Below are 25,894 nucleotides of genomic sequence, written 5' to 3'. Positions count from 1 at the left end.
GGGCGGCGTACAGCAGCTAGAACAGCCCACTCATGACTGCCCTGGAAGCCCAGGCGGCCATTGTAAATAGATTACGTTCATAATATGTACATTCCACCATAAAGAAGGAATCAAAAATGATGAATAAGCTTAAAAAAATAAAGAAAAGATATATTGCGCTCATTCTGGTACTGGTGATTGCTGCAGGAGCGTTTCTGTTCCAGAAGCCGCTTGCTGTGCTGGCCTTTGACCTCTTTTTATCCGATCAGGTAGAGAAGAAGCTGACGGATGAATCCTTTGTGCCTCTGGAGAATAACACCACCAAAAATCCGACAACCGTTAAGGCCGAACCCGTGGCACTCAAAAACGATCCGTTCTCTCTGATGCTGCTGGGTACAGATCAGCGGAAGAATGAAACCGCACGCTCAGATACCATGATGTATGCGGTGATCCGGCCGGAGGATTATAAGATTCTGCTGATCTCCGTACCCCGGGATACCTACACTGAAATTATTGGATACAAGGATAATAAGAAAGATAAAATTACACATGCTTATGCGTTCGGCGGACAGCAGATGTCCAAGGATACACTGGAAGCGCTCCTCGGCCATGATATTCAATATTATGCCACCATTAACTTTCAGGGGTTGAAGGATGCTGTCGATGCCATTGGCGGTGTGCCGCTCCCGATCAAGAAGGATATTGTCAATAAAGGCAAAGACCATGAGAAATTCACAATTAAGGCCAATAAGTCGAACTACAGCGGCGAAGAGGCACTTAACTATACCCGCTACCGTGAGGATAGCGACTTCAACCGGACCAAACGTCAACAGGTCTTTATTGATGTCGTAGCGAATAAAATGTTATCGATCAGCCAGATCGGCAATATCCCTGAACTGCTGGATATCATGGGCGACAATTTCAAAACGGATATTCAGCCCTCAATGATCATCAGTCTGGCTAAGAAGTTCATGGGCGGCAAGGATATGGATATCTCCAGCTTCACGGTGATGGGCGAAGGCAAACGGATGGACGGGATCTATTACGATATAGTGAACGAAGAGGATCTGACTAAAGCCAAGGCCCTGATCGACAACTGGATGAATCCCAGTACACCTGTTGACCAGCTGATTGAACCAGGCAAGGCCGGCAATGCGCTTGAGCCTTCGGCCACACCCGCAGTACAGTAAGGATCAGACCGGATATTCTTGACCCGTTATAAAAACAGCAGCCATTCCCGCAAGGTTAATGGCTGCTGTTTACTGTCTTCATGCTATAATGGAATGGAACTTATTGCTGTAGGCAGACGTATAACTACGGTGGGCTTTAGTGCAAGGAAGGTAAAGTAGCATTCCTTCGGAATTCTTTGAGGAGGATCAAGAGATGAATATTGCGTTTTTTTTACTTCCGAAGCAGGAGGTCGCATGTGTTACCATGGATTCCACGCTGCGGCAGACCCTGGAACGGATGGAGTTTCACCGCTATACAGCAGTGCCGATCCTGAACCGCAACGGAGAATATGCCGGAACGGTTACAGAAGGGGATCTGCTCTGGTATATGAAGGATTCGGGCGGCGCGGTCACTTTTGAGAATGCTTCCAAATTTCTGCTTAAGGATGTCCCGCTGCGGATGAACAATCTGGCGGTCTCGATTGATGCTGATATGGAAGATCTGATTAATTTGGCCAAGGTCCAGAACTTTGTACCGGTGGTCGACGACATGAAGCGGTTCATCGGCATTGTACGCCGGAGTCAGATTATTGAATACTGCGAGAAATTTGTCTCACGGCAATCGCTCGAATCGTTATAAGGAACCAAGGCCTGTATTTCCGGCGAAACGGAATGCGGGCCTTTTTTGAAAGATGGAAGGCGATATTCAGGGGCGGCAGGCGTCCGTGTGGCTCGGAAATTTTTATGCTATAATGGAGAATAATGCTTTTTGCCGGAGGTAGAGAGACAGTGCCCAATGTGCCGAAGGATCTGGATGTGGCCAAACGCGCCAAGGTAATTGAGTGGTTAAAGACGGAAGTAATTGATCAAGTCTCAAGGTTATTCAAAGCGCTGTGGGAAGGCAGTACCACGCGTGTCGGCGACAGTCTGGCCAGCCTGATTATGAGTTCGTACATCTTAGGGCGCAGACTCGGTATCCCTTATCGCGAGCTGGATGATTTACTGCTGGAGAAGCTGAGAAAGCACAGACAGGAAGGCCATCAGCTCGAAGAATGGTACCAGGATATATCTGCATTAGAAGAACATATGCGTAAGAGGTGAATACTGTTGAAATTTCGCTGGACATCTGTGGCTTGGAGCATAGCTTATCTGTTGCTGCTGTTATCCCTGTCAACCCCGCTACTACTTATTACAACATTCTTTATGATTATTCCGGCCATAGTGCTCTTTACGACCCTTAACATCAAGCAGTTCATTCTGCATCTGTTACCGGTTCTGCTAATTGTGGGTCTGATTACCCCGATGTATATCCTGATTGCGGCCTATTTCCTGATCCCGGCCCTTGTGATGGGACGATGGTACAAGAAGCGTGCTTCAGCGATTTCTACTCTGATTGCCGGCATGGTCGCTATACTAGCTGAATTCCTGCTGATCCTGCTGATCAGTACGACGTTCCTTAAGTTCAACCTATACGACTATGTCTATGATGTTCTGAAGACCTATGCGGACTGGCTGGCAAGTATGGGTGCAAGCAATCCGCTGCTGTCCGAGATATCCATCTCCTCTGATCAGATTGGCCAGATGAGCTGGCTGACGATCCAGGCGATTCCAATGACGCTGATCCTCAGTGCGTTCGTGATTGCGGTTATTACCCATTCCATTGTCCGCCCTATTCTGAACAGTATGGAATATGCGGTGCCTAAGCTGAAGCCGGCGCGGGAATGGAGACTGGCCAGATCGTTCATCTGGTATTATCTGCTTGGCGTGGTCATCAGCCTGCTGTTCGGCGGTGCCGACAGCGGCTTCATGCTAATGGTCTCGGCCAATCTGCTGCCGCTGCTGCAGATTGCGTTCAAGATCCAGACCGTCGGCTTCCTCTTCTTCCTGGTGCATGAACGGAAGTGGAGCAAGATCATCGCTCTTCTGCTGGCAATCCCTGTGATTGCTCTGCCGGGATTCTGGATTATTGGTGTGGTAGACCTGGCGTTTCCGCTGAGGGAGCTTGTGAAGAAATCGAAACGATAGGGTGAGGGCTCATGCCAAAATTTCTGCAAAGACGCTGGCACGGCTATCATACCGTGTGGGCGTTCTTACTGCTGCTGGTCCTGATTATAGTAGTCAGTATCTATAACTGGGTCCTCGGTGTTGCCAGTCTCTTCCTGGCCGGCACATTGTGTTTCACCATGCTGCAGGCCGAGCTGTCGTTCCGCCGCAACCTTGTAGATTATATCAACGGCCTGTCCTTCCGCATCAAGCGGGTGGAGGGGGAGGCTGTAAGCATGCTTCCGCTCGGGATTATCCTGTACAGTGAGGGCCGGGCAGTGGAATGGCATAACCGGAATGCCGGCCAGATCTTCTCCCGCAAGTCGCTTGTTGGTGAAGATATGCAGGAGCTGATGCCGGAGGTTATGGCTTCTCTGCAGAACCTGCCGTCCAAGCGGGAACCGGTTAAGGAAGGGGTATTGAAGGAGCACCGCCATGAGCTTACGGTCGATGACCGTTATTATGAGGTCGTGGTGATTCCAAGTGAACGGCTGCTGTATTTATTCGATATTACCGAGCTTGTTGTGCTGCGTGAGCGGTATGAGGAAGAGAAGCTGGCGATTGGAATTGTCATGATGGATAATCTGGATGAAGCCGCTCAGGGGATGGATGATCAGCAGCGTACTTCGCTGATCGCCAAGGTAGCCAGTGAGATTACCGAGTGGAGCAAGCAATTCGAGGTATATCTGCGCCGGTTGTCTTCCGAGCGGTATCTGATGCTGCTGAATCACCGCAGCCTTCAGGCTCTGGAGGAGAGCAGGTTCGTGGTGCTGGACGAGGTCCGTGAGATGACGGCCGACCTCAAGGTGCCGATGACGCTGAGCATAGGCCTTGCCTACGGTTCGGAATCGGCCAGTGAGCTGGGAGCGCTTGCCCAGTCGAGTCTGGACATGGCACTCGGCAGAGGCGGGGACCAGGCCGCTGTGAAGGCGGGCCAGCGGCTCTCCTTCTACGGCGGCAAGACCAATGCCGCCGAGAAACGCACCCGCGTCCGGGCGCGGGTGATCGCCCACGCCCTGCGGGATCTGATGCAGGAGAGCGACCGGGTGCTGATTATGGGGCACCGGATACCGGATATTGATGCGGTAGGAGCGGCGATTGGCCTGCTTAAGGCGGCACAGATGTACAATGTGGAAGCAAGCATAGTGATGGAGACGCCGAATCCTTCGATTACCCGGATGATGGAGGAGATCCGCAAGGATGAGGCGCTCTACAAGACCTTCATCACGCCAGAGCAGGCTCTCCAGATGATGACGGAGCATACGCTGCTCATTGTTGTGGACACCCACAAGGCTTCCATGACTATGGAGCCGAGACTGGTGCAGTATGCCAGCCGGATTGTGGTGGTTGACCATCACCGCCGGGGTGAGGAATTCATCAATGACGCTGTGCTCGTGTATCTGGAACCGTATGCGTCATCGACTTGTGAGCTGGTGACGGAGCTGCTGCAGTACATTCATGACAAGATTAAGCTCAGCCCGCTGGAGGCCACGATGCTGCTGGCCGGGATCACGGTCGATACGAAGCATTTCGCACTCCATACAGGGTCGCGGACCTTCGAGGCTGCCGGGTTCCTGCGCCGGGTCGGGGCGGATACGATTCTCATTCAGCGCATGCTGAAGGAGGATTTGCAGGAGTACATCTCGAAGGCGGAGATCATCAAGCATGCGCGCATGGTGTATGACCAGATAGCGTTAGTGGTCACACAGCCCGGGATGAAGATCCCGCAGCTGCTGATCGCCCAGACGGCGGATACGCTGCTGGGGATGACGAATGTGGTAGCGTCATTCGTCATCAGTGAACGTCCTGACGGCCTGATTGGTATCAGCGCCCGTTCTCTGGGACGGATGAATGTGCAGGTAGTCATGGAGAAGTTGGGCGGCGGCGGGCATTTGTCCAACGCGGCTGTACAGCTTGAAGGAACAACAAAAGAAGCGGAAGCCAGACTGCTCGCAGTGCTGGCCGAAATCGAAGCGAAAGAGGGGTTATTTGAATGAAGGTCATATTCTTGAAGGATGTTAAGGGTCAAGGCAAGAAGGGGCAGGTTAAAGAGGTGTCGGAGGGCTATGCAGCCAATTTTCTGCTGCCGCGCGGGCTGGTTCGTCCGGCTACAGACGGCAATGTGAAGACACTGGAGAACCAGACGGCAGCCGAACAGCGCCGCAAGGACCAGGAGAAGGAGGAAGCGGTACAGCTGGGCAAGAAGCTGGATGAGCTAACCCTGACTCTGAAGGCCAAAGCAGGCGAAGGCGGCCGTCTCTTCGGCGCTATCACCAGCAAGCAGATCGGCGAGACACTGGCAGCTACTCAGGGGATCGTCATCGACAAGCGCAAAATTGAGCTGAGCGATTCGATCCGCCATGTAGGTACGTTCCAGGTAACAGTTAAGCTGCATACTGAAGTAAAGGCTAACCTCACGGTTCAGGTAACGGAGGAGTAGGATGGGTGGAGATCTCTTTTTCGATCGGGTTCCCCCGCAGAATCTGGAGGCAGAACAGGCCGTACTGGGTGCAGTTCTACTGTCGGATGAGGCGTTAATTACCGCGATGGAGCGGGTGAATACCGAAGACTTCTACGACAAACCGCATCAGATGATATTTGAGGCGATGGTGCAGCTCGGAGAAGAGAGCCAGCCGATTGATCTGATTACATTGACATCCCGGCTCCAGGATAAGGGGGAGCTAGAGGATATCGGCGGTGTCAGCTATCTGGCGAAGCTGGCGCATGCGGTGCCGACTGCGGCCAACGTCGATTATTACGCCCAGATTATTGAAGAGAAGGCGATGCTGCGGCGGCTGATCCGTACAGCCACGCAGATTGTCAGCGAAGGCTATACCGGCGGCGAAGATGTGGGCATTATGCTGAGTGACGCTGAGCGGAGAATCCTGGAAATCTCGAATCGCCGTAGCGGTAGCGGGTTCATTGCCATCCGCGATGTGCTCATGCAGGTATTCGACCGTGTAGAGCTGCTCCATCAGAATAAAGGCGGAACCTCGGGGATTCCAACCGGATTCGTTGACCTGGACCATATGACGAACGGCTTCCAGCGCAATGACTTAATTATTGTGGCGGCCCGTCCTTCCGTTGGGAAGACGGCCTTCGCCCTGAATATCGCGCAGAATGTAGCGGTACGGGCGAAGGAGACGGTAGCCATCTTCAGTCTGGAAATGTCGGCGCCCCAGCTGGTTCAGCGTATGATCTGCGCAGAGGCCAATCTGGACGCCAATATTATGCGTACCGGCGATTTCAAGAGCGATGATGACTGGTCCAAGCTCACGATGGGCATCCAGTCGCTGTCCGAGTCCGAAATCTACATCGACGACACCCCGGGCATCACGGTTACCGATATCCGTGCAAAATGCCGCCGGCTCAAGAAGGAGAAGGGACTCGGAATGATTGTCATCGACTACCTGCAGCTGATCCAGGGCCGGGGCAAGGCCGGTGAGAACCGCCAGCAGGAGGTATCGGAAATCTCCCGTACCCTGAAGCAAATCGCCCGTGAGCTTGACGTTCCTGTCATTGCCCTGTCACAGCTCAGCCGCGGTGTGGAGCAGCGCCAGGACAAACGGCCGATGATGAGTGACCTTCGTGAATCAGGCTCTATTGAGCAGGATGCGGATATCGTAGCGTTCCTGTACCGTGATGATTATTACAATCAGGATACCGAGAAGAAGAATATTATCGAAATTATTATCGCCAAGCAGCGTAACGGTCCGGTAGGGACGGTGGAGCTTGTGTTCCTCAAGAACTTCAACAAGTTCGTCAACTACGAGCGGGCCCATGCAGAACCTTTTGCAGGTTAGGCAAATTTCGCACAATACACGAACGATCGCACATTCAAGCCTGTGATCGTTCGTTTTTATTTGACTTTAAAAAGTGCCGCTGTTACACTGATTATTGTGCTTTGGCGGCCTGCCCGCCTGGTGTCCGGAGGGCTGCGTAAAAGATGAAGCGCGTACAGAGCCCCTATGATAAGCGGAAAAATAATGGTGCTTGCTAGCACCTACGGAGGAATGTACATGTCAACGGTAGTCGTCGTGGGAACACAATGGGGAGACGAAGGCAAAGGCAAGATCACGGATTTTCTGGCGGAAAGTGCAGATGTGGTCGCCCGGTATCAAGGGGGTAACAATGCCGGTCACACGATTCTGATTGACGGAAAGAAGTTCAAACTGAGCTTAATTCCATCTGGTGTATTTTATAAAGAGAAGACTTGTGTTATCGGCAACGGAATGGTCATCAACCCGGAAGCGCTGATCCAAGAAATTAATTATATTCATGACAATGGCTTCGATACGAAGAACCTGGTAATCAGCGATCGTGCCCATGTCATTATGCCTTATCATATGGTGCTGGATGCGCTTGAGGAAGACCGCAAAGGCCCGAACAAAATTGGTACAACACGCAAGGGGATTGGCCCGTGCTACATGGATAAGGCTGCCCGTAACGGCATCCGGATTGCCGATCTGATGGACGCTGAGGAATTCGAAATGAGACTTCGTCCATTGATGGAAGAGAAGAATCAAGTGATCACTCAGGTATACGGCGCTGAGCCGCTGAATGTGGAAGAGATTCTAACCAAATATCTGGAATATGCAGAAGTGCTGCGCGGCTATGTAACCGATACTTCGGTGGTGCTGAATGATGCGATTGATGCGGATTCCCGTGTGCTGTTCGAAGGTGCGCAGGGCGTGATGCTCGATATCGACCAGGGAACTTATCCGTACGTTACTTCATCGAATCCATCAGCTGGCGGAGTCTGCATAGGCTCAGGCGTGGGTCCGTCCAAGATCAAGCAGGTTATCGGTGTGGCTAAGTCTTATACTACCCGCGTTGGAGACGGCCCGTTCCCTACAGAGCTTAACGATGCGACCGGTGATTATATCCGCGAGACCGGGCATGAGTACGGAACAGTAACCGGACGTGCCCGCCGCGTAGGCTGGTTCGACAGTGTGGTGGTGCGTCACGCCCGCCGTGTCAGCGGAATTACCGGCCTGTCGCTGAACTCGCTGGACGTACTGAGCGGTCTTGAGACTGTGAAGATCTGCACCGGCTACAAGTACCGTGGAGATATTATCACACATTACCCGGCAAGCCTCAAAATGCTGGCAGAATGTGAAGCGGTCTATGAGGAGCTTCCAGGCTGGAGTGAGGACATTACTGCGGCGAAGACGCTGGAGGATCTGCCGGCTAACACACGCAAATACGTGGAACGTGTATCGGAACTTACTGGTATTCCGATCTCGATCTTCTCTGTGGGCCGCAACCGTGAACAGACCAATCAAGTGCTGCCAATCTATATCTAGACTGAAGCAGAACTGAATAAATACGTATAGGAGCAGGGGCCTCGATGAGGCTCCTGTTTCTGTATGTCTAGAAGATTTTTCAGCAGGTTAAACAGCCTTTCTGTGCTTCGGGGACGTTTCCCGGACGTTGTTCTAGTCAATACTATGAGAATGGGATCATAGCGAACTGATTCTTTAGAGGTTGAATAGAGCAGGGTGTAAGGGAGTGATGGTGGTGAAAATAGTGAAGCGTACGCTGAGCGTCTGCCTGATTGTGGTGCTGGCGAGCGGTCTGTCCATGCTGACAACGGCATATGTGGTGAATACGTATATCCAGTCGGTGCTGGCCAGCTTCGATATCAAGCTGGACGGGCCAGGGCCGGGAATCGGCGGCTTCGTGAAGAGTCTGACCGGTATGGGCGGCAGCGGGGCTGCCTCTAAGGAGAACTCCAAAGCGGCCTCAAGCGAGACTAAGAACTCCATCAAGGAGGCTGATTCGGGCAAGACGGACGGTGAGAAGAAGGACAACAGTAGCGGAAAACCAGGGAATCTTCAAGAGAAACCGGTGGACGAGACAGTGCCGGATAATGCACTGCCTGTAATGGGACAAGCCGCGGCGGGAGAAGAACAAAGTGAGCAGGGGCTGGACCAGAATCTGGTGATGACGCCGGAGGCTATGAACGATCTGAAGCAGAGTCTGCCCGCTAATGCGAAATCCAATATCTTCAATATGCTGATGAACAAGCTTCCCCAAGAGGAGATGATCAAGATCTCCGCTGCCCTGGAGGGCGGCTTGACAGAGAGCGAAGTTACGGAACTGCAGGATATCATTGCGAAGTACGTAGATGAGGATGAATATAAGGCGTTGATGAAAATGCTTACACCGGATAGCGGAGAGATGAATCAGAATTAATAATTGTCACTTTTTGGTCACGGGATCGCCGTTTGAAACGCATATTTTGGGTATAAACCCGCGAATTTCGCGGGTTTTGCCATGGGAGCAAAGTTGAAATTTTTCTTCAGGCTATGGTACAGTAAAAAAGGACTAATAAGGGTTAATATTTTGTAACCTTTTTCGTGTGCGTCATACAGTCATATTCGTACTCATGCAAATCGGATGCGCAAAGCATATACATTCTTGTTTTTACAGCCGAAAGGGAGAGTTTGATGAAAGGATTTAAGTTTATACGCCGGATGGGGAACCTGCGGAACCGCGTAGAAGCATCCACAGGATCTGGTGCAGCAGGTGAACAAGGTACAGATGCAATGACTTCGGGTGAACCCCGTGTCTTTCAGCCGGAGATGAAATCCCGTCGCCGCCGGCGGTCATGGCTGCTGGCTTCAGCCGGTCTGGTTCTGCTGACCACCTTCCTCGTGGGGGCACAGAAGAAGCATGTAACAGCGAATACAATAACCTACTACAAGGTGCTGGTGAACGGCGAGGAGATTGGTGCGCTGAACCAGCAGGCGGAGTTGAACAAGCTGTTCGAGGAGAAGAGACGGGAATATCAGCTCAAGTATCCTGACTCTGTGATGGTCCTGCAGACTGGAGGTATTACTACCGAGGCCGAGCGGGCCTACAAGCCGGAGGTGAACAGCGAGGCTACACTGGACAAGCTGGATGGGATGCTCAAGGCTTATGCCGTAGGCGTACAACTGGCTGTGGATGGTGAACCGCTGGGGATCGTGAAGGATCAGGAGACAGCGGCGGCAGTGCTTCAGGCCGTTAAGGCGCATTACGCTCCGCAGAATGCGGCAGCTCCGGGGGCGAAGCTGAAGAAGACGGCGGCCAAGGCGGGAGCGGCTGGTTCAGCCGCCAATGATCAGGTGGAGTCAGTCAAGATCCGGGAGGAAGTGAACGTCGTTCCGGTGAAGGCAGATCCCAATAAGGTGCTTAGTGTAGAAGAAGCAGTGAAGGTACTCACCGAAGGCAGGGAAGCGCCGCTCCGCTATGCAGTTCAGGAAGGCGACACAGTCTCTGCTATTGCTTCCCGGTTCAACATTACCCAGGCGGAGATTTTCCGCAATAATCCTGAGGTGAAGGAGCTTAGTCTGCAGATTGGAGATGAATTGCAGCTAACGGTGCCGCAGCCTGACCTTACGGTAGTGACCGTAGAACAGGTAACTGAAGAGGTGGTTACGGAGCCTGAGGTTATTATCCGCAAGAGCGACCAGCTGCCGGCAGGCAAGCGTAAGGTTGTCCGACCCGGACAAACCGGGCTCAAAACGATGCAGTACAGGCTGACCAAAGAGAACGGACAGGTGGTTCAGGAGGAGTGGCTGGGTCAGAGCGTGGTAAAGGCTTCTCTGCCTGAAGTGGTCTATTCCGGTACCAAGGTTGTAGGTGAAGGAACAGGAATGTTCGCCTGGCCGGTTAGCGGAGCGATGATCTCCAGCAGCTACGGCGAGCGTTGGGGACGCACACACAAGGGAGTCGATCTGGTATCGGGCAACCGAACCATCAAGTCTGCGGATGCTGGGACGGTAAGCTTCGCCGGCGTGCAGAACGGTTACGGCAATGTGGTGATCGTTAACCATAACAACGGATACGTTACGTACTACGGGCATTTAAGCAGTATCTCGGTCTCAACCGGACAGAAGCTGGGACAGGGCAGTTCCATCGGCATTATGGGCAGCACCGGGCGCTCGACGGGGACGCACCTGCATTTCGAGATCCGTAAGAACGGGACGGCCATCAATCCGATGAAATACCTAAAGTAATGAATGACAGATAGGCTTCCATTCTATAATTCCCTGCCGTCCGGATGATTTCGGGCGGTTTTTATTTTCCGTTGTAACGCATTTCTACTTGAATAATAGGCTTTTGGGGCCCCCCGGAAAGTACCTGAGTTCTCTTCGAAGCTAAAGCCTCACTTTGTGGGGTGAATTTGATGTGACGCCAAGGCAGGTATGTTAAAATAAAGGAATCAGGGTTTCGAGTATCGTTAGAAAGGTGAAGCTGAGCTTATGCAAATGGGAACGATTCTGGTAGTGGATGATGAACAACCTATTGCTGATATATTGAAATTCAATCTGGAAAAAGAGGGCTACGAGGTCATCTGCGCCTTCGACGGCAACAGTGCGGTGGAGCTGGCTCTGTCCAAACGCCCCGATCTGATGCTGCTGGATCTGATGCTGCCCGGCAAGGACGGAATGGATGTCTGCCGTGAGGTGCGCTCTGCCCATCTGGATATTCCTATCATTATGCTTACCGCTAAGGATGGGGAGATCGATAAAGTGCTGGGTCTTGAGCTTGGTGCGGATGATTATGTGACCAAGCCGTTCAGTACCCGTGAGCTGCTGGCCAGGGTTAAGGCCCAAATGCGTCGCCAGCATAAGCCATCCCAATCGGAAGCGCCTAGTGAGGCGGTGGAGAGCAAGCAAGGGGTCTATCATTTCGGATTATTCATTGATACGGATATGTATATGGTCTACAAGGATAGTGAGCCGCTGGATCTGACGCACCGTGAATATGAGCTGCTCTATTATATGATCCGCCATGCGGGCAAGGTAATGACCCGGGAGCATCTGCTGCAGGCTGTGTGGGGCTTCGAATATTTCGGCGATGTGCGGACAGTGGATGTGACCATCCGCCGGCTCAGAGAAAAAATTGAGGAGAATCCTAGCAAACCGGAGTATATTCATACCCGGCGCGGACTCGGTTATTTGATGCATAGCCCCAAAAACGGAGGGTTGTAATGAAGGCACTGTCCTTTTTCCGGACGATCCAGGCCAGGCTTATTGTAATCTATGTGCTGCTGATTCTGATTGCGATGCAGCTGATCGGCGTATACTTTGTCAGCTCGATGAAGAACTCGCTGACGGATAACTTCACCAAGGATCTGAAGGCACGGGCCGAGATGCTCTCGATCCTCACCGCTGACAAATTTGGCAGTGAGACGGGCACAGCCGATGAGGAATCGGCTGTGGAGAGCCTGCGCGGCATGGTGAACAATCTGTATATCAATGGCGCAGAAATTCAGGTGCTGGATGCGAGCGGCAAGATTATTACCACCTCGATCCCTTCCCAGAATGACTATGTCGGCCAGCGGAACACGCAGACCGTGGTCAGCCGCGCCTTGCAGGGCATCAGCGATAATGAGGAATATATTATCGCTGATGATAATGTGCGCAAGAAAGTAGTGGCAAAGCCGGTAATTTCCGGTGATAAGGTAGTAGGCGCCATATATATAGCGGCTGATATGAAAGACTTATATGCCACCATGAGCCGGATTAACAGTGTGTTCCTCTCGGGGCTGCTGCTGGCGCTGGCGCTCACGGCAGTGCTGGGAGTTATCCTCGCGCATACGATCACGCATCCGATTAAGGAGATGACCAAGCACGCCACGGCTGTGGCGGAAGGGCGCTTCAACCGGAAGGTTCCTGTGTTCGGCAATGATGAGATTGGGCAGCTGAGCCAGGCCTTCAACTATATGACGGACCGGCTGCGCGAGGCGCTGCTGCAGAACGAAGAGGAGAAGGAGAAGCTGTCCTCCATTCTTGCCAATATGAGTGACGGTGTCGTAGCAACAGACGAGAGCGGCGCGGTCATTCTGATGAATACACGCGCCGCCTTGATGCTGGGTGCGGAAGGACCACTGCCTGCAGGGGCCTCGCTTGGCGGGCTGCTGGGTCTGGAGCCTGAGCAGTCTGTCTCCGTAACCCAGGGAATTCCCCAGTCGGCTATGCTTCACCTGTCTCCCATGGGCGGAGAGGATCCCAACATTGTGCGGGTGACCTTCACCCCGATTCACCGCCGCGAAGGCGGACGGATTGCCGGGACGATTGCGGTGCTGCAGGATGTTACGGAGCAGGAGAATCTGGAGGAGTCCCGCCGGGAGTTCGTGGCGAATGTATCGCATGAGCTGCGGACGCCGCTTACGACGATCAAGAGCTATGCGGAGGCGCTGGATGACGGTGCGCTGGAAGATCCGCAGCTTGCCGTGCGGTTCGTCGGAGTTATCCGCAATGAGACGGAGCGCATGATCCGGCTAGTTACGGATCTTCTGCATCTGTCGCGGCTCGATTCCAAGGAATCCAGTCTGCGCATTCAGCAGACGGATATCTCCGAGATGCTGGAGGATGTGGCGGACCGCTTCTCCTTCCAGATCCGCCAGAAGCGGATTCACATCAGCACCAGGGTTCGTAAGGATGTCGCCATAGCCTGGCTGGACCGCGATCAGATTGATCAGGTGCTGGGTAATCTGGTCTCCAATGCCCTCAAGTATACACCAGAGGGCGGGACGATCCGGCTGGAGGCACATAAGAACGAGGACGGCATGTTGGCCGTGTCTGTCCGCGACTCCGGGATAGGGATTCCGAAGAAGGACATTGAGCGCATCTTTGAACGCTTCTACCGGGTTGATAAGGCACGCTCGCGGAACATGGGCGGAACAGGTCTGGGACTGTCCATTGCCCGGGAAATTGTCAAAGCCCATGGCGGCTCCATTTCCCTGCAATCGGAGCTGAATGAGGGCTCGCTGGTCACGTTCACGCTGCCTTTGATGAAGCAAAGGGGGAGTGAGGCGTGAAGGAGAGAATCAAGTCATGGATGCTGGTCTTGCTTATACTCGGAAGTCTCGTGGAGAGCTATTATCTGATCTACAGGCTGCCCGGCAGCGACTCGGCAGTGTTGTCGAAGACCTTATATGTGAAGACGGATAATATGGGGCCGAAGGAAAAGGTGGAGAACCTGCTCTACCCCGATAAAATGATTATTCATATGGGCGGAGACAAGCATACACTGTTCTACCCCAGCTCCACTTTCTATAACCTGATTATGAACCGCCTGAAGGGCCGCAGTTTCGAGAGCTTCCAGCGGCGGTCCGTACAGGATTTCGACTGGGACAAGATCCGAAGTGAGAATCCGGGCATTGAGCTGTCGTTCGGGGCAGGCATTCCGGTAACGCTGCTGCAGCGGGTTATGCAGATCTCGTCGGATTCGCTGTTCGAGGGGGAGAGCATTGACCGGATCTGGATCTACAATATCAAAAATGACTCCAAAGCCCATGTTATCTTCTTCAGCACACGCGGGGATATTGTGTACGAGGCGGCTAAGGCTGATCTTACGGTCCAGGATGTGCAGCAGCATGTGGACTTCGGTAAGAATCTGACGCTGTATACAGCCGTAAACGGTGAGTATTATGTCCCTGAGGCGGATGTTCCGCTGGTTAAAGTTGTGATGCCTGCGAGTATGTATACCATTGAGCAAATGCAAAGCAATCTGTTCTTCGATGCAGGCAATACAAGGTATATTCCTGAGAAGGACGGCTCCAAAATCTATACTGACAGCAAACGCAGCCTGCAGGTGGACCAGGAGCAGAACTGGATGAGTTATAGTGATCCTGCAGCACTTCCGGACGGGGACAGCACACCGGCGAAGGATGCACTGGTGGCGGTGGAATTTGTCAATAACCATGGCGGCTGGAACGGAACCTACAGGCTGGCTGCTACGGAGGAGAGCCGGCAGGACCGCAAGGTTTCTTTTCAGCAATATTATGGTGCTTATCCGTCCGGCTCCTATCCGATTATGAGCAATCCGCAGCTTCAGTATGGCGTAATCCATCTGGAGCTCCAGCAGGGAACGGTCTCTTCCTATGAGCGCTCCCTGATGTACACGAATGAGGAAAAGTCTGAAAAGACCATTGTTAAGCTGCCCGGCGGCGAACTGCTGAAGCAGCGGCTGGCGCAGATCGGCAGCTCCTTGCGGATCATTGAGCTTACGCCTGCCTATATGCCTGCGCTGGCCGGGGAGAAGCTGCAGCTTCATCCGGTCTGGCGGGTTACACTCAGTGACGGCAGTGAGCTTACATTGAATTAGGGCGGAGATAAACCAAGCGGACAGGATACGATTCGAGGAGGGACGTTATGGACTGGGGAAGGGCTAAGAGTGTATTGATATATGCCTTTCTGGTGCTGAATCTGCTGCTGTGCTATCAGCTATGGATTGATGTGCGTGATCAGGTCAGCGCTGGACTTGACTTCACTTCCCTGTCTGCTGAGACTAAGGCGGTGATGGAAGAGAAGAACATCAGGCTGCTGTGCCCGATTCCGGCTGGCACTCCACAGCTGCCTGATATCACGTACCGTTATTCGGCCGAAGAGCAGAATGAACTGCCTGTGAAGCTTAAGGAGCCGGTCGACAGCAAGCTGATGTACTCCTCGTTCTCGGAGCTTAGCAATCTGCTGAAGGGCCAGATTCCCGACATTTCCAATTACCGGTTCGATTCACAGGAGAGCGAGGTTGGCAAGTTCGTCCTGCATCCGCTGGTGGATAACAAGTGGTCTCTGTTCAGAGTGAGGCTGGAGCTGATCAACAGTGACCAGAAGATTGTGGCCTACCGCTGGCCGAAGATTGAGATCGCAGCCAGCCGGAGCGAGGATCTGCAGAAGGTGCTCCCGGCATCGCAGGCGCTTAGCAGTCTGATCGAGAAGTATTTTCCTGCGGATGCCGCAGTGAAGGAGATTGAGCTGGGCTATTATGGTGAGCTGTTCAACTCCGAGAGCCAGGTGGCTTCGCCGATGTGGCGGTTCATCTTGGAGGACGGCAGCGCCTACTATATGGATGCGATCAGTGCGGACATTATCAGTCCGAAGACAACAGAGTAGAAGGAGCAGGAGAGATATGGGGATTTCATTTACAGTACTGTCCAGCGGTTCTACCGGGAATGTGACAGTAGTGCGTAACGGCGAGACCACACTTATGATCGACGCGGGGCTGAGCGCCAAGCGGATTGACGAGCTGCTGGCCATGCGTGAGCTGACGGGAGCGGAGCTGGACGGGATTCTTGTGACTCACGAGCATTCGGATCATATTAAGGGGCTGGGCGCGATGGCCCGCAAGTATAATCTTCCGATCTATGCGAATTCGAATACCTGGGGAGCTATAGAGAAGGGGATTGGCAAGATTGAGGAGCATAACCGGGTCATTATGGAGACCGGGCAGCACCGGGATTTCGGCAGTATGCGGGTGGAATCCTTCGCCATCTCCCACGATGCTGCGGAGCCGGTAGCTTACAATTTCTATGACGGCAAGGAGAAGCTGTGTGTAGCGACAGACCTCGGGTATGTCAGCGACAAGGTGAGAACGGCAATATCGGATGCCGATGTGCTGGTGCTGGAGTCGAATCATGATATCGAAATGCTGCGGATGGGGCGTTATCCCTGGAATACGAAGCGGCGGATTCTTGGCGATCTGGGGCATCTGTCCAATGAGGCGGCAGGCGCAGCACTCAGCGAGATTCTGAGCGGGCGGACCAAGCGCGCCTATCTGGCCCACTTAAGCAGAGACCATAATATGATGGATCTGGCGAAGATGTCCGTGCGCGGGGCGATGGAGGACCGGGGCTGCTTTTATAAAGACAGTGAGTTCAGACTCTGCGACACCTACTATGACCGGCCTACGCCATGGGATAAGGTGAGCCAGTCATAAGGCGTTCAACCTCGGTAATCTTGTGCTCCAGCTCTTGGCGGGAGAATAGCCCTTTATCAATTAACAGCTCAATCATTGCATGCTGGGCAAGAATCAGCTGATAATGTTCATCCTTAAGGTCCCCCAGCTTACCAATGAATTGCACCAGATCCTTACTTGTTGAAAAAGACTCCATAGTCCGTCCCTCCTTGTGAAATGGATGTATTGAGACTGTGAATAATTTACATTTTTTTAACATAGAAAACATGTGGGCAGCGCGGCTGCCTGTGATACAATCATATAGAGCGTTCTAATCCTATTGTAGTCTTTTAAGTTGCAAAATATTCCGGATACAAGCTGTTAAACTTTTTAGTAGCTTATTAGAGTAATAGACATCCCTTGCGCTTAGAACCCACTGGAATGTGGTGAATAAATCAAGTGAAACCTTTTAGTACTTCGTGAAGTCTAAGAGATATAGCGGTTAAGCTCGGGCGTGGTTGCTTGGCGTTCAGGTCGTGAATGCGGTGGCAATAGAGGGGAGAGAGTGTAACATGGGATTATTCGATGATGATTTCTATTCAACCAAGGTGTCACGGCGCAAAAGCGGCAATTCTAAATCAACTGGCGGATATACTGACGGCAAGTGGGCTGTCCGCAAATCGAAGCGGTCGCTGGCAACCTGGCAGATCTCACTGATCAGCTCTGTCTGCAGTGCTGTGGTGGCTGTGCTGCTGTTCAGTCTGGTAACGGGACAGTTCACCGCTGAGAGAGCTCAGGCTCCGGTGGTTATTGATAAGGTGGCTGCGAGCAGCTCAGATCCGTACGACCGGATTATTCAGGCTGCTGCCCATGTCCGCCCTGCGGTAGTAAGCATCATTAATCATAAACAAGACAATAAGGAACTTAATATTCTCGATGAATCCGCTCTAGGCTCGGGAGTTATCTATAAGAAGGATGACAATAAGGCATTTATCATTACGAATAATCATGTCATTGAGGGTGCCGGCAAGCTGGAAGTGGTTACAGTAGACGGCGTGACCCACAAGGCGGAGCTGGTAGGCGCTGACAAGGTGAGTGATATTGCTGTGCTCTCCATTGACGGCAAGGGAATCGACCGGATTGCTGAGATCGGGGATTCCTCCAAGTTGCGTCTGGGTGAGACTGTCATTGCCATCGGCAACCCGCTGGGGCTTGGGGATACACTAACTTCCGGCATTGTCAGCTACACAGAGCGGACGATACCGGTGTCACTGAACCAGGATGGCGTGTACGATTGGGAGCAGGAAGTGATCCAGACGGATGCGGCCATTAACGAGGGCAACAGCGGCGGCGCACTGGTGGATCTGGACGGCAAGGTGATTGGTATCAATACGATGAAGATCTCCGATACGGGGGTAGAGGGGTTGGGCTTTGCGATTCCCGCCAATCGTGTAGTGGACACAGCCAATGAGCTTACCTCCAAAGGGCGGATAGCACGTTCATACCTGGGTGTATATTCGGTGGATTTGAATAATCCGTATGTTCCGCTGGCCGATGACCAGCGCAAGGAGCTTAATCTTCCGTCTGTAGTTACTGATGGGGTTGTGGTTCTGGATGCTGTAGGACCGGCGAAGGATGCAGGCCTGCAGCTTAACGATGTGATTACGAAGTTCAACGATAAGCCGATTACCTCCACGCTGTCGCTGCGCAAATATCTGTACGATCATACCAAGATCGGCGATAAGCTGAAGATTACCTTCTACCGCAATGGTGAAGTGAAGCAGACAACAGTTCAGCTTCTTGAGAAGCCGGAGGAATAAAATTGGAAATGGCCGTATATAATAATGAGGCAGTCACGATTACGGAAACAGTTGAAGCCGTCCTTTTCAGGAAAAAAGAAGAGGGCGGGGCTGTTTCAAGAATAAATAAATGGGGTAACTGGTAGTAATGGGTATAAATATTACAAATTAATACGACTGGTAGCCCTTACATTGGGAAGTGGCCCTTATAAGGGGAAAAACGGAGAAATTAGGATAGAACAGCTTGCCTTTGTTATTAAGGTGTGGTAACATGAAATTATTCATACATTGATACCTTATTCTCGCATTGAAAAGGGCTGTCAACCAAAGATACAACCTTTCTCAATGTGTGAATTTTTTCTTTGTCTGAAGATAAAAAGAACATATTAATTTAAATTTGTGGAGGTAACACACATGCAAACAGGTACAGTTAAATGGTTCAACGCAGAAAAAGGATTCGGTTTCATCGAAGTTGAAGGCGGAAGCGACGTATTCGTTCACTTCAGCGCAATCACTGGCGACGGCTTCAAAACTTTGGACGAAGGCCAACGCGTTGAATTCAACGTTGTTCAAGGCAACCGCGGACCACAAGCCGAAAACGTTGTAAAACTGTAATTAATAGAAGACACCGTCCCCGCTTGTGAAAGTTGGGACGGTCTTTTTTTATCATTACTTGCTTGCAACATAAAGGAAGGAGGAACGGCAATGAACTACCGGAAAAAGCCTTTGGAGGAAGTACCGGAAGAAAATACCGCAATTTGGGCCTGTACCAATGAGGATTGCAATGGATGGATGAGGGATAATTTCGCATTTGAACACGCGCCTTCCTGCCGTCTCTGTCATTCCCCAATGGTTCGTAGCATGAAGATGCTGCCGCAATTGCTTAATTCAAATGGCGATCTCAAATCGCTTAAGAAAGGTATTTCCATTACCTAGACCAATACCTTTATGAATCAAGACAACTATATACTATACATGCTGGATAAATGTAAGACGGTGAAACCGTCTTATTTTTTTTGCTTTCTATATGCAATATTGTGATATTTGTCACAAATATTTTGTTTTTCATGCCTAAACAGGGTGTATAATGTGACAATCATCACACTTAAGGCGTCGGAAATTTGACAAAATAGACATAACGAAATAGGGAGAAGGAAGGGGAGAAATATGGATACAGTACTGCTGTCACGTATACAATTTGCGTCGACGACAATTTTTCATTATTTCTTTGTGCCAGTATCGATCGGACTTGCGCTCATAATTGCCATTATGGAGACCATGTACGTAAGAAAGGGCAATGAAGAGTACAAAAGAATGGCGCAATTCTGGGGGAAGCTGTTCCTGATTAACTTTGCAGTAGGTGTAGTAACAGGGATTTTGCAGGAATTCCAGTTCGGAATGAACTGGTCGGATTATTCGCGCTTCGTCGGTGATGTGTTCGGGGCTCCGCTTGCGATTGAAGCCTTGTTGGCCTTCTTCCTGGAGTCCACATTCATCGGAATCTGGATCTTCGGCTGGGATAAGGTGTCCAAGCGGATTCATCTATTATCGATCTGGCTGGTGGCCTTCGGGACGATGCTGTCGGCATTCTGGATTCTGGCGGCTAACTCCTTCATGCAGCATCCGGTCGGCTTCCAGATTAACAACGGCCGGGCTGAGATGAATGACATCTTCGCACTGATTACAAACGGCCAGCTGCTGGTGGAATTTCCGCATACAGTGCTTGCCGCTTACGCTACAGGTGCCTTCCTGGTAACAGGGATCAGTGCTTACAAATTGCTTAAGAAGCAGGACGTCGCCTTTTTCCGGAAATCATTCGAGATCGCAGCAATTGTAGGGGTTATCTCTTCCTTCGGCGTTGCGGTTGCAGGACATGCACAGGCTCAATATCTGGTAGAGACACAGCCCATGAAGATGGCGGCTTCCGAAGCGCTGTGGGGTGAGAGCGGCGACCCGGCACCTTGGACGGTATTTGCCAATATCGATGTGAAGAACCAAACCAACAGCAATGAAGTTCAGGTTCCGTATCTGCTGAGCTTCCTGTCCTACAGTAAATTCTCCGGTGATGTGAAGGGGATGCTGGAGCTACAGAAGGAGTATGAAGTAGCCTACGGACCAGGAGATTATATTCCGCCGGTCAAAACAACCTTCTGGAGCTTCCGGATCATGGTTGCTGCCGGCACGCTGATGATGCTGTTCGGGGTATATGCTATCTACCTCATGTGGCGCAAAAAGATGGACAGACCCAATACCTGGTTCATGCGCTTCATGTTCTGGGGACTGCTGCTTCCGCCGATTGCCAATACGGCCGGCTGGATTATGACAGAGATCGGGCGTCAGCCATGGACTGTATTCGGACTTATGACTACAGAAGACAGTGTGTCGCCTAATATTACCAGCGGACAGGTGCTGTTCTCGGTGATTACTTTTAACGCGATCTATGCCATATTGGGTGCAGTGCTGGTCGGCCTGTTCGTCAAAGTGATTAAAAAAGGTCCTTATGCTATGGATAACGAACACGGTGAATCCCACGATCCGTATAACAAGGAGGGCTAACCAATGTCACTTAATGAATTATGGTTTCTGCTGATTGCGGTGCTGTTCGTCGGCTTCTTCTTCCTGGAAGGCTTCGACTTCGGTGTAGGGATGGAGACACAGATATTGGCCAAGAATGATACGGAGCGCCGGATACTGATCAATTCGATTGGGCCGTTCTGGGATGCGAATGAGGTATGGCTGATTACGGGTGCCGGTGCAATGTTCGCGGCCTTCCCGCATTGGTATGCTACGCTGTTCAGCGGTTTCTATATACCGTTTGTAGTTGCTCTGCTGGCGTTGATCGCCCGTGGTGTCGCATTCGAGTTCAGAGGTAAGCGTGATTCCAAGACTTGGCAGAAAACATGGGATGTCTGCATCTTCTTCGGCAGCTTCCTGCCGCCGTTCCTGCTCGCCGTGGTATTCGCCAGCTTCATCAAGGGCTTGCCGATCGACAAGGATATGCAGATGTATGCCGGATTCTTCGATATCGTCAATACGTATACAGTGGTTGCAGGGATTACGGTTGTCCTGCTGTGTCTGGTACACGGGCTGATGTTCACTACGCTCCGTACGCTTGGAGATCTGCAGGAACGGGCGCGTAAGCTGGCCCAGAAGCTGCTGATTCCACTGGCGGCGCTGCTGGTAGCCTTCGTTGTAATGACGTATACTATGACGGATATCTTCGATAAACGCGGAACGCTGCTGTGGATTGTAGTCGTTCTGGGTGTAGCAGCTTATCTGCTGGCCGGATATTTCATGACTAAGAAGAAGGACGGCTATGCCTTCGGGATGACTGGTGCTGTGATGGCCCTGTCTGTTGCATCGATCTTCATCGGACTGTTCCCGCGGGTTATGATTAGCTCGCTGGATCAGGCGTTCAACCTGACGATTACGAATGCGGCCTCCGGCCAATATTCGCTGAAGGTGATGACGATTGTAGCACTGACTCTGCTGCCGTTCGTGCTGGGCTATCAGATCTGGAGTTATTTCATCTTCCACAAACGGGTTCATGAGAAGGAGCATCTTGAATACTAATGGATAAAAATTTGCTTGGGTACAAAGGAGTTAAGCCGGTCTTTCTGCTGGTTGGCTTCCTAACCCTGGTGCAAAGCTTCTCCATTCTTCTGCTGGCGAAGTCGTTGGCAGAAGCTGTCTCTGCGCTGTTTGCGGGAGAACCGCTGAAGGAACAAGGGGCTAGAGCGCTCTTGTTCCTTCTTGCGTTTCTTGTGCGTCATGCCTGTGCCATGCTGATGAGCCGGGCGGCGTACCGCTTCGCGGAAGCGACCGGCAGCAGCATGCGGAGACAGATGATGGACAAGCTGTTCCAGCTGGGACCAAGGCTGGCTGGCGACCGGGGGACCGGAAATATGGTCACATTAGTGCTTGAAGGAGTAACGAAGTTCCGCACATACCTGGAGCTGATTATTCCGCGGATGGTCGGTATGGCGATAACACCCGCTCTGCTGCTTGTCTATGTGTTCACCCTGGATACGTCCAGCGGTGTGATTCTTACCTTAACGATGCCGATCATTATTGTATTCATGATCCTGATCGGGATGACGGCCCGCAAGCAGATGGACCGTCAGCTGAAGTCTTACCGTACCTTATCGAATCACTTCGTGGATTCGCTGCGCGGTCTGGAGACGCTGAAATTCCTTGGACGCAGCCGCAGCCACAGTGAGAGTATTGCCAAGGTCAGTGACCGCTACCGTTCAGCAACTATGCGTACGCTGCGAGTCGCCTTCCTGTCTTCGTTCGCACTGGACTTCTTCACTATGCTGTCTGTCGCTTCGGTAGCGGTAAGCCTTGGTCTGCGTCTGGTCAATGAGCAGATGACGCTGGTTACCGGACTGACGATCCTGATTCTCGCGCCGGAATATTTCCTGCCGGTGCGGCTGGTGGGCGCAGATTTCCATGCCACCTTGGACGGTAAGGAAGCCGGTGAAGCGATGAAGAGCATCATTGACCGCGAGACGGTCCAGGCGAAGCTGCTGGAGCAGGGTGGGCAGAAGGAGATGGCAGGTCAGAGCGGAGCTTGGTCAGGCGACTTTTTCACGTGGAACAATAATAGCGACCTGAAGCTTGACGGGGTAGGCGTGACCTATGAAGCGGACGGAGTGTCGTCACTGGAAGCTGTTCATCTTGAATTCAGCGGGCATTGCAAGATTGGTATTATCGGGGAGAGCGGCGCAGGCAAGTCTACACTGATAGACGTTCTGGGCGGCTTCCTTCATCCAACCTCTGGAACCCTTACGATTAATGGAAGCCTGGTCAGTGCGCTGACCGATGAGGGCTGGCGGAAGCAGACGGCTTATATTCCGCAGCGCCCGTATATCTTCAGCGGCACGCTGGCTGATAATGTCCGGTTCTATTATCCCGAGGCTTCACAGGAGGCGGTAGCTGCCGCGCTGGAGTCGGCCGGTTTATCGAAGCTGGTGTCCTCGCTGCCGGAAGGTCTGAACGAAATGATCGGCGGCGGCGGCCGTACGCTCAGCGGCGGGCAGGAGCAGCGTGTGGCTCTGGCCCGCGCCCTGCTGAGCAGCCGCCCGATTATGCTGCTGGATGAGCCGACGGCTCATCTGGACATTGAGACGGAATATGAGCTGAAGGAGACGATGCTGCCGCTATTCGAAGGCAAGCTGGTATTCCTGGCTACACACCGCCTGCACTGGATGATCGACATGGATCTGATTGTCGTTATGCAGCAGGGACGGGTGGCTGAAATAGGCACACACGACGAGCTGACTGCGCGGAGGGGTGCTTATTATGAGCTTATTCAAAGTCAATTGGAGGGAATCCATTGAAACGTGAAGGATGGTTTGCTCCCTATTACTCTGCCTACTTCTGGCGGTTCGTGTTAATCATCTTGCTGGGCGCTCTGACTATCTTTTCTGCGTCCTCGCTGATGTATACTTCAGGCTTTCTGATCTCGAAGGCCTCGATTCCGCCGGAAAATATACTGATGATCTATGTCCCCATTGTCGGTGTGCGCACCTTCGGGACCAGCCGGGCTGTTATCCACTATGTGGAGCGGTTGGTGGGACATGACACGATTCTGCGCATTCTGTCGAAGATGCGGGTCCGGCTGTACCATATGCTGGAGCCACAGGCGCTGTTCTTGTCCTCACGCTTCCGTACCGGGGATATTCTCGGTATGCTTGCCGATGATATCGAATATTTACAGAATGTGTATCTTCGGACCGTCTTTCCGAGCATTATCGCGCTATTGATCTACGCAGCGGCGATGATTGCGCTCGGGACGTTCGATGTGGCCTTTGCTCTGCTTATGGGACTCTATATGCTGGTGCTGGTTGTCGTATTACCGCTGATCTCCCTCCTGCTGACCCAGAAGCGTCAGCGTCAGGTGAAGCAGGAGCGCAACCGGCTGTATCAAAAGCTGACAGATGCTGTGCTCGGGCTGGGAGATTGGGTAATCAGCGGACGGCAGAGCCAGTTCGTCGATACGTACGAAGCGGACGAGCAGGCGCTTGCCCGCATAGACGGTTCATTGCGGCGCTGGGCACGGCTGCGTATGTTCATCGGTCAGGCGGTTGTTGGCCTGGCCGTGTTGTCTTTGTTATACTGGGCGGCTGGACAGTATGCTGAAGGGGCGATTGCCGGAACGCTGATTGCGGCGTTCGTGCTGGTGGTCTTCCCGGTGGCGGATGCCTTCCTGCCCGTATCCGAGGCTGTGGAGAAAATTCCGCAATACCGGAATTCACTGGAGCGGCTGGAGGGTGTGGAACCCCCGGCGAAGGCTGTGCTCTCTGAGGCGGAAAAAGGCAGGAATGCCGAAGCTGCGGCTCAGGCTGCTACTGCTGCCGAGGCTGTCAAGGCCAGCGGACAGGTTCAGATTGAACTGAGGTCGGCGGGCTACCGCTATGCGGCAGGTGACGACTTCTCTGTTCAGGGGTTGGACCTTACGCTGCCGCAAGGGCGGAAGGTTGCAGTTATCGGCCGCAGCGGAGCGGGTAAATCGACGCTGCTCAAGATGGTGCAGGGCGTGATTGCGCCCACCATCGGCTCCGTGACGATTAACGGGATCGATGCTGCGGCTTACGGTGAGCGGATTCCACAGCTCATCGCGGTGCTGAACCAGAGCCCGCATCTGTTCGACACCACGGTGGCGAACAATATCCGGCTCGGGGACCCGGGGGCTTCGGAGGTAGCGGTCCAGCAGGCGGCAGCCCTGGCGAAGCTGGATACGCTGATCTCTTCGCTGCCGGAGGGCTATGATACTCCGGTACGCGAGGCGGGGCAGCGCTTCTCCGGCGGAGAGCGCCAGCGGATGGCCTTGGCCCGTATTCTGCTGCAGAATACGCCAGTGGTTGTACTGGACGAGCCAACCGTTGGCCTCGACCCGCGCACGGAGCGCGAGCTGCTGGCCACTATGTTCGAGGCGATGGCTGGAAAGACGCTGGTCTGGGTCACGCATCATCTGGTGGGCGCCGAGCAGATGGACGAGGTCATCTTCATGGAGAACGGCCAAGTGGAGATGCGCGGCACCCATGCCGAGCTGATGGAGCAGCAGCCGCGTTACCGCAAGCTCTATGAGCTGGACCGGCCGGGGCAGGCGAAGAATGTGGCGGACGGCGAGTAAAGGCTAGGATTAGAATCGAGGCAATGTAAGTACGATCAAAGAAGCTCTTCCTGTCCCGTTGGGGGCGGGGAGAGCTTCTTTGATCGTAGGCC

General features: G+C 52.6%; 24 protein-coding genes. 23 read left to right on the top strand and 1 reads right to left on the bottom strand.

Annotation, left to right across the window (positions count from 1 at the left end):
• The first annotated feature begins 116 nt into the window (after window positions 1-116).
• The 15 genes from NYE24_RS19980 (at window position 117) to NYE24_RS19910 (ending at window position 16,907) form a co-directional block, all read left to right on the top strand.
• Entirely contained in the window at window positions 117-1,169 is a 1,053-nt protein-coding gene (locus NYE24_RS19980) for an LCP family protein (protein ID WP_036699832.1), read from the top strand.
• A gap of 193 nt (window positions 1,170-1,362) precedes the next feature.
• A complete protein-coding gene (locus NYE24_RS19975; RefSeq protein ID WP_036699831.1) occupies window positions 1,363-1,788 on the top strand; it encodes a CBS domain-containing protein in 426 nt (141 codons plus the stop codon).
• Window positions 1,789-1,946: 158 nt separating this feature from the next.
• On the top strand, window positions 1,947-2,249 hold the full coding sequence (locus NYE24_RS19970; RefSeq protein WP_179090524.1) for a MazG-like family protein: 303 nt from the start codon (window positions 1,947-1,949) through the stop codon (window positions 2,247-2,249).
• A 6-nt stretch (window positions 2,250-2,255) separates the two neighbouring features.
• The gene (locus NYE24_RS19965; RefSeq protein WP_076161388.1) at window positions 2,256-3,173 is read left to right on the top strand and encodes a DUF2232 domain-containing protein; all 918 of its coding nucleotides are present in this window, start codon (window positions 2,256-2,258) and stop codon (window positions 3,171-3,173) included.
• 11 nt (window positions 3,174-3,184) lie between these two features.
• Window positions 3,185-5,188: a DHH family phosphoesterase gene (locus NYE24_RS19960; RefSeq protein ID WP_036699826.1), complete on the top strand. Its 2,004-nt coding sequence runs from the start codon at window positions 3,185-3,187 to the stop codon at window positions 5,186-5,188.
• A complete protein-coding gene (gene rplI / locus NYE24_RS19955; RefSeq protein ID WP_036699823.1) occupies window positions 5,185-5,631 on the top strand; it encodes a 50S ribosomal protein L9 in 447 nt (148 codons plus the stop codon). The genes NYE24_RS19960 and rplI overlap by 4 nt, the downstream gene beginning before the upstream one ends.
• 1 nt (window position 5,632) lies before the next feature.
• Window positions 5,633-6,994: a replicative DNA helicase gene (gene dnaB, locus NYE24_RS19950; RefSeq protein WP_036699821.1), complete on the top strand. Its 1,362-nt coding sequence runs from the start codon at window positions 5,633-5,635 to the stop codon at window positions 6,992-6,994.
• Window positions 6,995-7,210: 216 nt separating this feature from the next.
• Complete coding sequence (locus NYE24_RS19945; RefSeq protein WP_036699818.1) at window positions 7,211-8,497, top strand: adenylosuccinate synthase; 1,287 nt, start codon at window positions 7,211-7,213, stop codon at window positions 8,495-8,497.
• Window positions 8,498-8,711: 214 nt separating this feature from the next.
• Window positions 8,712-9,389 (top strand): hypothetical protein, encoded by a 678-nt coding sequence (locus NYE24_RS19940; protein WP_036699912.1) that lies wholly within the window; start codon window positions 8,712-8,714, stop codon window positions 9,387-9,389.
• 254 nt (window positions 9,390-9,643) lie between these two features.
• A complete protein-coding gene (locus NYE24_RS19935) occupies window positions 9,644-11,197 on the top strand; it encodes a M23 family metallopeptidase (RefSeq protein WP_342476515.1) in 1,554 nt (517 codons plus the stop codon).
• Between the two features lie 246 nt (window positions 11,198-11,443).
• Complete coding sequence (yycF, locus tag NYE24_RS19930) at window positions 11,444-12,175, top strand: response regulator YycF (RefSeq protein WP_036699813.1); 732 nt, start codon at window positions 11,444-11,446, stop codon at window positions 12,173-12,175.
• A complete protein-coding gene (walK, locus tag NYE24_RS19925; RefSeq protein ID WP_036699810.1) occupies window positions 12,175-14,007 on the top strand; it encodes a cell wall metabolism sensor histidine kinase WalK in 1,833 nt (610 codons plus the stop codon). Before yycF ends, walK begins: the two co-directional genes overlap by 1 nt.
• Entirely contained in the window at window positions 14,004-15,296 is a 1,293-nt protein-coding gene (gene yycH, locus NYE24_RS19920; protein WP_076161383.1) for a two-component system activity regulator YycH, read from the top strand. The genes walK and yycH overlap by 4 nt, the downstream gene beginning before the upstream one ends.
• 47 nt (window positions 15,297-15,343) lie before the next feature.
• Window positions 15,344-16,084 carry a two-component system regulatory protein YycI gene (gene yycI, locus NYE24_RS19915; RefSeq protein WP_342476514.1) on the top strand — a complete coding sequence of 247 codons (741 nt, stop codon included), beginning with the start codon at window positions 15,344-15,346 and terminating at the stop codon, window positions 16,082-16,084.
• 16 nt (window positions 16,085-16,100) lie between these two features.
• Window positions 16,101-16,907, top strand: coding sequence for an MBL fold metallo-hydrolase (locus NYE24_RS19910; protein WP_036699804.1), 807 nt, complete (start codon window positions 16,101-16,103; stop codon window positions 16,905-16,907).
• Here NYE24_RS19910 and NYE24_RS19905 read toward each other — a convergent pair.
• Window positions 16,876-17,082, bottom strand: coding sequence for a hypothetical protein (locus tag NYE24_RS19905; RefSeq protein ID WP_036699801.1), 207 nt, complete (start codon window positions 17,080-17,082; stop codon window positions 16,876-16,878). The genes NYE24_RS19910 and NYE24_RS19905 overlap by 32 nt on opposite strands.
• A gap of 355 nt (window positions 17,083-17,437) precedes the next feature.
• On the opposite strand from NYE24_RS19905, the gene NYE24_RS19900 reads away from it, so the two are divergent.
• The 8 genes from NYE24_RS19900 to cydC all read left to right on the top strand — a co-directional run bounded on the left by NYE24_RS19900 (window position 17,438) and on the right by cydC (window position 25,802).
• Complete coding sequence (locus tag NYE24_RS19900) at window positions 17,438-18,685, top strand: trypsin-like peptidase domain-containing protein (RefSeq protein WP_076161375.1); 1,248 nt, start codon at window positions 17,438-17,440, stop codon at window positions 18,683-18,685.
• 2 nt (window positions 18,686-18,687) lie between these two features.
• Complete coding sequence (locus tag NYE24_RS19895; protein ID WP_256707725.1) at window positions 18,688-18,810, top strand: hypothetical protein; 123 nt, start codon at window positions 18,688-18,690, stop codon at window positions 18,808-18,810.
• A gap of 268 nt (window positions 18,811-19,078) precedes the next feature.
• The gene (locus tag NYE24_RS19890; RefSeq protein WP_019914582.1) at window positions 19,079-19,279 is read left to right on the top strand and encodes a cold-shock protein; all 201 of its coding nucleotides are present in this window, start codon (window positions 19,079-19,081) and stop codon (window positions 19,277-19,279) included.
• A gap of 90 nt (window positions 19,280-19,369) precedes the next feature.
• Window positions 19,370-19,600: a cold-shock protein gene (locus NYE24_RS19885; protein WP_036699797.1), complete on the top strand. Its 231-nt coding sequence runs from the start codon at window positions 19,370-19,372 to the stop codon at window positions 19,598-19,600.
• A 231-nt stretch (window positions 19,601-19,831) separates the two neighbouring features.
• Complete coding sequence (locus tag NYE24_RS19880; protein ID WP_036699795.1) at window positions 19,832-21,220, top strand: cytochrome ubiquinol oxidase subunit I; 1,389 nt, start codon at window positions 19,832-19,834, stop codon at window positions 21,218-21,220.
• 3 nt (window positions 21,221-21,223) lie between these two features.
• Entirely contained in the window at window positions 21,224-22,237 is a 1,014-nt protein-coding gene (cydB, locus tag NYE24_RS19875; protein ID WP_036699793.1) for a cytochrome d ubiquinol oxidase subunit II, read from the top strand.
• A complete protein-coding gene (gene cydD / locus NYE24_RS19870) occupies window positions 22,237-24,006 on the top strand; it encodes a thiol reductant ABC exporter subunit CydD (RefSeq protein WP_036699790.1) in 1,770 nt (589 codons plus the stop codon). Before cydB ends, cydD begins: the two co-directional genes overlap by 1 nt.
• The gene (gene cydC / locus NYE24_RS19865; RefSeq protein ID WP_342476513.1) at window positions 24,003-25,802 is read left to right on the top strand and encodes a thiol reductant ABC exporter subunit CydC; all 1,800 of its coding nucleotides are present in this window, start codon (window positions 24,003-24,005) and stop codon (window positions 25,800-25,802) included. Before cydD ends, cydC begins: the two co-directional genes overlap by 4 nt.
• Window positions 25,803-25,894: the final 92 nt, after the last annotated feature.

It is taken from the genome of Paenibacillus sp. FSL H7-0350 (assembly GCF_038593195.1).
Classification (GTDB): Bacteria; Bacillota; Bacilli; order Paenibacillales; family Paenibacillaceae; genus Paenibacillus_AQ.
This window is presented reverse-complemented; position numbering and strand designations above follow the sequence as displayed.